A 9826-nucleotide genomic window follows, 5' to 3' on the forward strand; every position below is an offset into this window, starting at 1 on the left:
ACCGCCGCCGTGGCGCCGGCTGATAATCAAACCGGCCCGCTTCAGCCGATCACCTTGCGCACGTCCAGCATGCTGGTCTGGCCATCCAGGCCCATGTCCAGGCGCAGGCCGTTGGTGGAGTAAGCCACGCTCTTGACCTTGCCGTACTTCAGCACTTCGGCGGCCACCTTCTTGTCGTCGCCGTCCGTGGCCAGGACGGACACGGTGTACGCGCCCGCGTCCAGGGCCACGCCGGCGTCGTTCTTGCCGTCCCAGTCCAGCGTGTACACGCCGGCCTTCTGCTCGCCCAGTTCGATGGTGCGCACGACCGCGCCGTTGCTGTCGGCAATGCGCACCTGCACCTTGACCGCATCCTTCTGCAGATCGATGCCGTAGGGCGTGACCACGCGCTCGGCGGGATTCTCGGCACTCACGCCCACCTTGACGTTCGAGCCAGGCACCAGCACGCCCTTGCCGATCATCGCCACGGCGTTCATCGATTGCGACACGTCGATCTGGCCGCTGATGGCCAGCATGGTGTTCTTGAGATTGGTGATGCCTTCCACCGTGGAGATCTGCGCCAGCTGCGAAGTGAGCTCGGCGTTCTGCATGGGGTTCAGCGGATCCTGGTTCTTGAGCTGCGTCACCAGCAGCTTCAGGAACTGGTCCTGCAGGCCCTGCGCGGTACTGGCGCTGTTGGCGCCGGTTTGCGCCAGGCCCATGGCGGTCTTGCTTGTGGTTTGGTCGACAGTGGTCATGAGTTCGCTTGATCAGGAGTCATTTCCGCGCGGGCGGCGCGGGCGCGCAGAGTTCTTGAATCAGGATTGGCCGATGGTGAGCGTCTTTTGCATCAGGCTCTTGGCGGTGTTCAGCACCTCGACGTTGGCCTGGTACGACCGCGATGCCGCGATCATGTTGACGGTTTCCGCCACGGGGTCGACGTTGGGCATGCTGACATAGCCCTGGGCGTCGGCCAGCGGATGCTTGGGGTCGTAGACCTGCTTGAGCGGAGACTGGTCCACCACCACGCCGGCCACCCGCACGCCGCCGATCTCGCGGCCCAGCGCCTGGCCGGCCGGCGGATTGACCTGGAACACCACCTGGCGGGCGCGGTACGGCTGGCCGTCCGGGCCGACCACGCTGTCGGCGTTGGCCATGTTGCTGGCCGCCACGTTCATGCGCTGCGATTGCGCGCTCAGCGCCGAACCGGCGATATCGAAAATGCTCAACAAGGACATTGCCTGCGGTTCCCTATGAAAATCAATCCTGGATGGCGGCCATCATGGTGCGGATACGCCCCGACAGCAGCTGCATCGTGCTTTGGTAGTGCAAGGTGTTGTCGGCGAACTGGACCCGTTCGATGTCCATGTCGACCGTGTTGCCGTCCATGCTGGGCTGGTAGGGCAGCCGGTACAGCATCTGGGTCGGCCCTTCGGACACGGCCTTCGCCGGGATGTGGCGCGCCGAGGTCAGCGTCAGCGACGTGTCGGGCAGGCGCTTGGAGCCTTCCATGGCGTTCTGCATCGCCGCCTTGAAATCGAAATCGCGCGCCTTGTAGTTCGGCGTGTCGGCGTTGGCGATGTTCGAGGACAGCACTTCCTGGCGCTGCGCGCGCAGCCCCAGGGACTGCTGGAAGAAGCGGAAATCTTCGTTAAGCCGGTCTAGCATCGGGTCGCCTTCAATACGGATGAAACCCGGGACAGCGGACGCACCGTTATCCCATTGGATGACGGCATCATAGGGTCGGGTGGCACAACACAATCAGCCAAATAACCCGTCATTTCTCATCCAATTCACGTATTGCCAAGCGACGCGGCCTTCTACAATTCAGACATCATGAAATTCCCCGCAAACCTCCGCGCGCGCGCTGCCTGCCTGGCCGCCCTGCTGCTGGCGCCCGTCGCCTCGGCTCGGGCGCAAGAGGCCGCCGTCCAGGCGCCCGAGGCAATCACCATTGCCGCGCAGGCCTATTTGCTGGAACAACTGGCCGGCCTGCCCGGCGAGCCCTCGGTCGCCATCGACCCGCCCCGGGCCGAACGGCTGGCCCCTTGCGATGCATTGTCCCCATTTATGCCGTCAGGCATGAAGCTCCGTTCGCGCATGACGGTGGGCGTGCGCTGCAACGGCCCCAAGGCCTGGACCACCTACGTGCAGGCCACGGTCAGCGTGCCGGGCCATTACTATGTCGCCTCGCGCATGATCGCGGCAGGCCAGGCCCTGACACCCGCCGACCTCGCCCCGCGCGACGGCGACCTGGTGGCCCTGCCCCCTGGCGTCATCACCAATCCCCAGACCGTGGTCGGCATGACGGCGGCCTACCGCATCAATGCCGGCCAGCCGGTCAAGGGCGCCGCGCTGCGCAATGCCCAGTCGGTGGTGCGCGGCTCGAACGTGCGCATCAACGCCCGCGGCAAGGGTTTCGTGGTCAGCAGCGAAGGCCAGGCGCTGGACAATGCGGCGCCCGGCGCCACGGTCCAGGTGCGCACGGCCAGCGGACAGGTGGTCAGCGGCGTGGTGCGCAATGCGGGGTTGGTCGAAATACAACTATAGGTACTGTTACATATCGCGTTGCGGCAAGCCGCCGCCTACCCTAAAGTTCCTTCCGACCTTGTCGTTACAGAGGCATAAGTAGGCGGATCCGTCGCAAATCGACCCAGGACGCCCTGCGGAGAAAACCTTGAAAATCAATTCGACCACCAACCGGCCCATCTCGGCCGACGCCGTCAGCCCTCGCGCCGAATCCTCGGTCGCCCAGGCCTACGGCGCCGGCGGCGGCAGCGGCGCCAGCAGCTCGCAAGTCGCGCTGAGCTCGGCCTCGCGCAAAATGCTCGCCCTGCAGGACGGCTCGAACGACATCAACGTCGAACGTGTCGCGGCCATCCGGGCGGCCATCGCCTCGGGCCAGCTCAAGATCGACACCAGCCGCATCGCCGACGGCCTGATCGCCAGCGCCCGCGACCTGCTGAAGTAACCCCATCGCCTTCCGACCGTACGCCAGAGCATGACCATGAGCCCAGTCGAGTCCCTGCAAGCCTGCCTGCGGCAGGAAGACACCTTGATCACCGAGTTTTCTTCCATCCTCGAAGAAGAGACCAAAGTGCTGGTCGGGCCGGGCAACGTCGACGCGCTGCATGACATCACCGAACGCAAGAGCCAGGTCGCCCAGCAGCTGGTCGACCTGAGCCAGACGCGCGACGGCCTGCTGGCCGAGATCGGCCTGCCCGCCGGGCACGCCGGCACCGAACAGGCCGCCGTACTGCATCCGCAGCTGTCCGGCGTCTGGCAGGCACTGCTGGCCAAGTCCGCCTCCGCCAATGAGATCAACCTGCGCAATGGCGCCCTGATCGACGTGCACCTGCGCTACACCCAGCAATCGCTGGACGCGCTGCGCAACCTGGGCGGCATGGGCGGCCCGTCCACCTACGACGCGCAGGGCCGCGGGGCCCGCGCCACGCCGGGCCGCAAGTCGATCGTCGCCGGCTAGCCTCTCCCTGCTTCAAAAACAAACAGCCCGCATCCGCGGGCTGTTTGCTTTCGAGGCCCCGCAGGGCATGCGGGAACCGTTCAAACGCCTCCGGCCATTTCCAGCATCGCGAACATCTTCAACAGCGCCACCGGCAATAGCCGGCCCGTGAGCTTGCGCTCCGGACTGACCACGCCCGACAGGGTGGCGCGCACGCCGTCCGCCGTCGGCGCGTGCGCCAGCTGCCAGCAGGCCGCGCCGAGCTGGCCCGCCATGAGCGACTGCCGCGCCAGCGTGTGGGCGCCGTCGACCGCGGGCAACGCCTGCCAGGCGTTGGCCATGTAGCGAAAGCCCGCGCGCGCTTCTTCCTGCAGCACCAGCCAGCGCGCCACCGTGGCGGCATCCGCCTGGCTGGCCGCAAGGTTGGTCAGGCCAAACAGCTGGCCCGCGACCTCGCCGCTGGCGGTATCGATCAGCCGCGCGCACACCAGGCGCAGGCGTGTTTCTTCGCCCCGGCCGGGCAGGCCGATCTCAGTGCCCGAGGCCCACAGCGCCAGCGGCGCCGGGCGGGTGCCCGGCACGGCCCGCAGGCCCGGCATGTCGCCCGGCTGCCCCACCGGCAGGTAGCCGACGCTCTTGCCGACCGCATTCAGGTTGGTCGGACATTCATCCTGGATCACGCGCATGCCGCCCGGACTGCGCGCCACCCATGAGGCCCCCTGCCCGCTCAGGCTCTGCCACAGGGCCGAGGTGCCCGCTTCCAGCATATGCACCAGCGGCAGGCGGGCCAGTTGCTCGCCCAGCCAGCGCACCCGCGCCTCCAGCGCCAATGCCGTATCCGGCTGCGCCGCCGCCGCCGGCGCGAACGAGGACAGCATGCCGTGCGGCAGCACCAGTTGCTGCGCCGGCGCCGCCAAGGCCGCGCCCCGGTCGCTCATCAGCATCGCGCTGAGCAGCGTGCCACCGGGCAAGCCCTCGCCTTTCATGCTGGTCTTGCCGTGCATCGCCAGCAGATGCCGGCCGCAGGCCGTGGGGAACTCGCGCCGCGCCATCGCCAGCGGCGTTTCACCCAACGCCGACAGGCTGGAGCCGGCGCCGTCGCTGACGTATTCGCGCCAGGAAGCGCGCGCCTGCACGCAGGCCGGATCGCTATCGAGCCAGCCCAGGGTGTCGTCCAGATTCTGGGCGGCTTCGATCGAGCCCGCGCCGGCTTGCGGACGCAAGATGGCGGACGCCAGCAGTTGCCGCCGCCGCGCCGGATCGACGGCCTCGGTCTCCCGGGGCGTCGACCACAGCGACGCCATGTCGGCCTCGCTGGGCGCATACAGCGCGCGGGCGCGCTCGACCATGGCGAAGGCCCGGTCGATCAGTGCATCGGCGCGCGCCAATTCAAGGTGCTCGGGCACCTTCTGGCCGATCGACGAATAATGGATCGGCAGCCGGTGGCGGATCGCCGTGTCCAGCGCGGCGCCCAGGCGCGAGGCCTCGTCCAGCTTGGTGATGATGCAGCCGGCCACGTCCTCGCCCACGCCATTGCGGTAGGCATGCGCGACTTCGTCCAGCGTATCGCCCTGGCTGGCGGCATTGAGCACCAGCAGCCGGCGCACCGGCTTGCCGGCGTTGCACAGCATCGAGGCCTGCTCCGCCACCTGGCGATCGCGCTGGCTGATACCCGTGGTGTCGATCAGCACGATCTTGCGGTTGCCCAGTTCTCCCAGGATGCGGCGCAGTTCGCCCGCGTCGCGCACCGAATGCGCCGGCACGCCCATCAGGCGGCCATAGATCTGCAATTGCTCGAGGGCGCCGATCCGGAAATTGTCGGTGGTCAGCATCGCCACCTGTTCGCGGCCCTCGCGCGCCACGCAGCGCGCCGCCAGCTTGGCCAGCGTGGTGGTCTTGCCCACGCCGGTGGGGCCGACCAGCGCATACACGCCACCGCCCAGGAATTCATCTTCCGAACCCAGCACGGGCAGGTGCGTGACGAGTTCATTGCGGGCCCAGGCCAGCGCCGCCTCGGGCGTCGCGCCCGCCGGCATGCGCTCGACCAGCGTGCGCACCAGTTTGGTGCTGAAGCCGGCATCCAGCAGGCTGCGGAACAAGGCGGCGCCCGCCGGCTCGCGGCCAGGCCCCTGCCGGCCGCCCCAGAGCAGCCCGTCCATGCGGCTTTCCAGCGCGCCGCGCAACGCGCTGATGGCGTCCTGCAACCCGGCCGCCGCGTCGTTGGGCAGGGCCGCGGGCGGCATCGCCGGGCCATTGCGCAACGGCGCGTCCGGCATGCGCGCCATGGGCGATGGCGCAACGGACGGCGCCGGGCGTTCCATTGGCGCAGGCGCCGCGGGCGGCGCCGGGCGCGCCGGCGGCAAGGCCGGCATCTCCACCCGCACCGGCGCGGCGGGGGCCGGAGCCGCCACGACCGGCGCCGCCGGTGGCACGGCTGCGGGCGGCGCCTGGCGGGCGACCGGCTCCTGCAGGACTTCCTGCTCCGGCACGCCTGGCGTGGCGTAGGCCGACTGATAGGCGGCAATCGAGCGCGACGGCACGGCGTAACCGGGCTGCGGCGCGGCGGGCGGCGCGATCGGCGCGGTATGGGGAGGAGGCGCCATGGCGGCATGCGTGCCCAGGCCATAGGACGCGGGCATGGCCGGCGGCGGTTGCAGGCGCGGCGCGACCGGGGCCGACTGGGCCTGCGGGGCGGGCGTGCCGGCCGCGCGCGCGTAGCCGTCGACGTAGCCGCGCGGCGCGGGTTCCTGCGCGTGCTGCTGCGCATCATCGAAAGCGCCGTCGACGGTGGCCAGCACTTCGATGCCGCCATCGACGCTACGGTTCGACACGATCAGCGCGTCGGGTCCGAGCACCTGGCGCACCTGGCGCATCACGTCCCGGCTGTTGGCTCCAAAGAAGCGGCTTATTTTCATTGCCCATTACCTCCGCCGATGAGCGCGGTCACGCGGACCATGCGTTCATCGGGAATTTCCGTATTCGACAGCACGCCCAGCTGCGGCAGATGGTGGCGCAGGAAGCGCGACAACGGCGCGCGCAGCACCGGCGACACCAGCAGCACCGGCGCGTTGCCCTGCGACTCCTGGCGTTCGACCGCCGCCTGGGTTTCGCGCAGCAGCGTATCCGCCAGGCCTGGCTCGAGGCCGCCGCTGGTCGTCAGCGCCTGCGACAGCACGCGCTCGAGCTTGACGTCCAGGCCGATCACGCGCAACTCGCCCTCGCCCGGGAACCACTGCTGGGTGATGGCGCGGCCAAGCGAGCGGCGCGTCAGCGCGATCAGCTCGTTGATGTCGGGTTGGCCGCCCGAACCCGCCGCCAGCGCCGCCAGGCGCGGCCCATGCTCGGACAGCGTATCGATGATGGTGCGCATGTCGCGGATCGGCACTTCCTCGGCCAACAGGCCCTGCAGCACCTTCTGCAGCGCCGTGAGCGACAGCGTCTTGGGCACCAGGTCCTCGACCAGCTTGGGCGCGTCGCGGCCGATGCGGTCCAGCAACTGCTGCACTTCCTGGCGGCCCAGCAGGTTGGAGCCGTGGCGGTGCATCAGGTGGTTCAGGTGCGTGGCGACCACGGTGCCGGCATCCACCACCGTGTAGCCCACCACCTGGGCCTGGTCGCGCAGGCTGCCGTCGATCCACAGCGCCGGCAGGCCGAAGGCCGGATCGGTGGTGGGCGTGCCCTTGATCTGCATGGTCACGCCGCCCGGGTCGATCGCCAGCCACTGGCCCGGCATGGCCACGCCGTGGCCGATCTCGACGCCGGACAGCAGGATGCGGTAGTCGTTGGGCTTGAGCTCCAGGTTGTCGCGGATGTGTACCACCGGCGGCAGGAAGCCGACGTCCTGGGCGAACTTCTTGCGCAGGCTGCGGATGCGGTGCAGCAGTTCGCCGTTCTGGGCGTGGTCGACCAGCGGGATCAGGCGGTAGCCGACCTCCAGGCCAAGCTGATCCACCATCGAGACGTCGTCCCAGCTGGCTTCGGCCGCGGCGGCCTGCGCCTGCGTCACCGCCTGCTGCGGCACTTCGCTGGCCGCCACCTCGGCCGCCTTGCGCCGCTTGTGCATGGCCCAGCCGCCCCAGGCCAGCGCGCCGGCCAGGGTCAGGAAGGCGATGTGCGGCATGTTGGGGATCAGGCCCATGATGCCGATGATGCCGGCGGTCAGGAACATCACGCTGGGGTTGGAGAACAGCTGGCTGATGATCTGCTGGCCGATGTCCTGGTCGGTCGACACGCGCGACACCACCACGCCGGCGGCGGTCGAGATCACCAGCGCCGGGATCTGCGCCACCAGGCCGTCGCCGATGGTCAGCAGCGTGTAGACGCGGGCAGAATCGCTCATCGACATGTCGTGCTGGGCCACGCCCACGATCAGGCCGCCGATGATGTTGATGGCCATGATCAGCAGGCCGGCGATGGCGTCGCCGCGCACGAATTTGCTGGCGCCGTCCATCGAACCGAAGAAGTCGGATTCCTGCGACACCTCGGCGCGGCGCTTGCGCGCCTCGTCCTCGCCGATCAGGCCGGCATTCAGGTCGGCGTCGATGGCCATCTGCTTGCCGGGCATCGCGTCCAGCGTGAAGCGCGCGCCGACTTCGGCGATCCGCCCGGCGCCCTTGGTGATGACGATGAAGTTGATGATGGTCAGGATGATGAAGACGATGATGCCGACGGCGAAGTTGCCGCCCACCAGGAAGTGGCCGAAGGCCTCGATCACCTTGCCGGCCGCGTCCGGGCCGGTATGGCCGTGCAGCAGCACCACCCGGGTCGAAGCGACGTTCAGCGACAGGCGCAGCAGCGTGGCGAACAGCAGCACGGCCGGAAAGGCGGCGAAGTCCAGCGGCTTGCGGGTGAACATGGCCACCAGCAGGATCATCACCGACAGCGCGATGTTGAAGGTGAACAGCAGGTCCAGCAGGAAGGTGGGCAGCGGCAGCACCATCATGCCCAGCACCATCACGATCAGGATGGGACCGGCCAGAAGCCGCGCGTGCGTGGCTCCGTTGCTTTTCAACATGGTGAGCAGAGCGCTCATTCCTTAAGCTCCTTGTGCTGCGGTTTTGGCCTGCGGGTCCAGCGCGGCCGGCACGGCCAGGGACGTCGGCGCCGTCGGTTCGGCCCCCCATCCCGAGCGCCACGAGCGCAACTGGAATACCCACGCCAGCACTTCCGCGACCGCGGTGTATAACTCGGCCGGGATTTCCTGCCCCAGCTCGACGTGTTGATGCAGGGCGCGCGCCAGCGGCGGCGCCTCCAATGTGGGAATGCGATGTTCGGCGGCCAGTTCGCGGATCTTGGCGGCGATCAGCCCGGTGCCCTTGGCCAGCACCCGCGGCGCGCCGTTCTTGTCTTCCTCGTACTTCAGCGCCACGGCGTAGTGGGTCGGGTTGGTCACCACCACGTCGGCCTTGGGCACTTCGGACATCATGCGGCGGCGCGCGGCCTGGCGCTGCTGCTGGCGGATGCGGGCCTTGGTATGCGGGTCGCCTTCGCTTTCCTTGTGTTCCTGGCGCACGTCTTCCTTGGACATGCGCAGCTTCTTGAGGTGGCTCCAGATCTGCCATGGCACGTCCAGCAGCACGATCACCAGCAACGAGGCGACGATGAAGGCGCAGCACATCGCCACCAGGCTCAGCGCCTTGGTCAGCGCGGCCGACGGCGCCACGTGCATCAGGCCCAGCATGTCGTCGTGGTAGCGCCACAGGATCCACACCGCCACGCCACCCACCAGCATCGCCTTGGCCAGCGCCTTGATGAGCTCCACCACGGTCTGGGCCGAGAACATCCGCTTGAGTCCGGCGAACAGGCTCAGCTTGGAGAAATTCGGCGACAGCGGCTTGCCCGAGATGACGATCCCGCCCAGCAGCACGCTGGACAGCACCGCGATCACCGCCAGCAGGCCGAAGATCGGCAGGATCACCATCAGCGCATGGCCGAAGCCGTTGACGGCCTGTTCGACCATCACGCCCGGGTCGGCCACCACGCGCTGGTCGAACGCCAGCCCGTTGCGCAGCACCCCGCTCAGTCCCTTATAAATCGTGCCGCCGCCGGCCCAGATCGCCCCGACACCGACGGCCAGCATCATGAACGTGCCCAATTCCCGGGAACGCGCAATCTGCCCCTCCTCGCGCGCCTTTTCCAGGCGCCTGGGAGAGGCGGCTTCGGTTTTCTCGAGGTCGCTTTCTTCGGCCATGCTCTGCGGTATCGTTGCGGCTCGCGGATTTTCGGATTACGAGCTGCCCGCCGAGATTCTAGGAGGCCTGGCCCTTTGGCGATAAGCCAAGAAACGGGGGGAAAGCGGCGCTATTCCCGGATGCGCCAGGCCTGGCCCCGGCCCGGGCGCCGGCGGACTTGTCCGCCCCGCCCCGCCCGTCCCGCAACGGCGCC

Annotated in this window: 9 protein-coding genes; 3 read left to right on the forward strand and 6 right to left on the reverse strand. The window is 68.6% G+C overall.

Going from position 1 to position 9826, the window contains the following annotated elements; all coding sequences use genetic code 11:
• Positions 1–41 precede the first annotated feature (41 nt).
• The 3 genes from DK459_RS14240 to flgB are packed head-to-tail and all read right to left on the reverse strand — an operon-like array spanning position 42 to position 1647.
• Positions 42–737 carry a flagellar hook capping FlgD N-terminal domain-containing protein gene (locus DK459_RS14240; protein ID WP_054441631.1) on the reverse strand — a complete coding sequence of 232 codons (696 nt, stop codon included), beginning with the start codon at positions 735–737 and terminating at the stop codon, positions 42–44.
• Between the two features lie 60 nt (positions 738–797).
• The gene (gene flgC / locus DK459_RS14245) at positions 798–1217 is read right to left on the reverse strand and encodes a flagellar basal body rod protein FlgC (RefSeq protein WP_006385248.1); all 420 of its coding nucleotides are present in this window, start codon (positions 1215–1217) and stop codon (positions 798–800) included.
• A 22-nt stretch (positions 1218–1239) separates the two neighbouring features.
• Complete coding sequence (flgB, locus tag DK459_RS14250; RefSeq protein ID WP_006385249.1) at positions 1240–1647, reverse strand: flagellar basal body rod protein FlgB; 408 nt, start codon at positions 1645–1647, stop codon at positions 1240–1242.
• 168 nt (positions 1648–1815) lie between these two features.
• Here flgB and flgA point away from each other — a divergent pair, with 168 nt between their 5' ends.
• From flgA to DK459_RS14265, 3 genes are all read left to right on the forward strand, one after another.
• Entirely contained in the window at positions 1816–2529 is a 714-nt protein-coding gene (gene flgA, locus DK459_RS14255) for a flagellar basal body P-ring formation chaperone FlgA (RefSeq protein ID WP_024068630.1), read from the forward strand.
• 127 nt (positions 2530–2656) lie between these two features.
• Entirely contained in the window at positions 2657–2950 is a 294-nt protein-coding gene (flgM, locus tag DK459_RS14260) for a flagellar biosynthesis anti-sigma factor FlgM (RefSeq protein WP_006385251.1), read from the forward strand.
• A 36-nt stretch (positions 2951–2986) separates the two neighbouring features.
• Positions 2987–3463 (forward strand): flagella synthesis protein FlgN, encoded by a 477-nt coding sequence (locus DK459_RS14265; RefSeq protein ID WP_026385116.1) that lies wholly within the window; start codon positions 2987–2989, stop codon positions 3461–3463.
• 80 nt (positions 3464–3543) lie between these two features.
• Here the strand turns inward: DK459_RS14265 and flhF are convergent, their stop codons facing one another.
• Genes flhF through flhB form a run of 3 tightly spaced genes read right to left on the reverse strand, consistent with a single transcriptional unit; the run spans position 3544 to position 9632 of the window.
• Positions 3544–6357, reverse strand: coding sequence for a flagellar biosynthesis protein FlhF (gene flhF, locus DK459_RS14270; RefSeq protein WP_110134827.1), 2814 nt, complete (start codon positions 6355–6357; stop codon positions 3544–3546).
• The gene (gene flhA / locus DK459_RS14275; RefSeq protein WP_006387521.1) at positions 6354–8474 is read right to left on the reverse strand and encodes a flagellar biosynthesis protein FlhA; all 2121 of its coding nucleotides are present in this window, start codon (positions 8472–8474) and stop codon (positions 6354–6356) included. The genes flhF and flhA overlap by 4 nt, the downstream gene beginning before the upstream one ends.
• Before the next feature lie 3 nt (positions 8475–8477).
• The gene (gene flhB / locus DK459_RS14280) at positions 8478–9632 is read right to left on the reverse strand and encodes a flagellar biosynthesis protein FlhB (protein WP_006387520.1); all 1155 of its coding nucleotides are present in this window, start codon (positions 9630–9632) and stop codon (positions 8478–8480) included.
• Positions 9633–9826 lie beyond the last annotated feature (194 nt).

It is taken from the genome of Achromobacter sp. RW408, from assembly GCF_003184165.1.
GTDB classification, from domain to species: Bacteria; Pseudomonadota; Gammaproteobacteria; order Burkholderiales; family Burkholderiaceae_B; genus Achromobacter; species Achromobacter xylosoxidans.

Bases quoted from the DNA above. Each gene is read 5' to 3' on its own strand.
- flhB (WP_006387520.1), bottom strand. From the start codon at position 9,632: ATGGCCGAAGAAAGCGACCTCGAGAAAACCGAAGCCGCCTCTCCCAGG.
- flgA (WP_024068630.1), top strand. From the start codon at position 1,816: ATGAAATTCCCCGCAAACCTCCGCGCGCGCGCTGCCTGCCTGGCCGCC.
- flhA (WP_006387521.1), bottom strand. From the start codon at position 8,474: ATGAGCGCTCTGCTCACCATGTTGAAAAGCAACGGAGCCACGCACGCG.
- DK459_RS14265 (WP_026385116.1), top strand. From the start codon at position 2,987: ATGAGCCCAGTCGAGTCCCTGCAAGCCTGCCTGCGGCAGGAAGACACC.
- flgC (WP_006385248.1), bottom strand. From the start codon at position 1,217: ATGTCCTTGTTGAGCATTTTCGATATCGCCGGTTCGGCGCTGAGCGCG.
- flgB (WP_006385249.1), bottom strand. From the start codon at position 1,647: ATGCTAGACCGGCTTAACGAAGATTTCCGCTTCTTCCAGCAGTCCCTG.
- flhF (WP_110134827.1), bottom strand. From the start codon at position 6,357: ATGAAAATAAGCCGCTTCTTTGGAGCCAACAGCCGGGACGTGATGCGC.
- DK459_RS14240 (WP_054441631.1), bottom strand. From the start codon at position 737: ATGACCACTGTCGACCAAACCACAAGCAAGACCGCCATGGGCCTGGCG.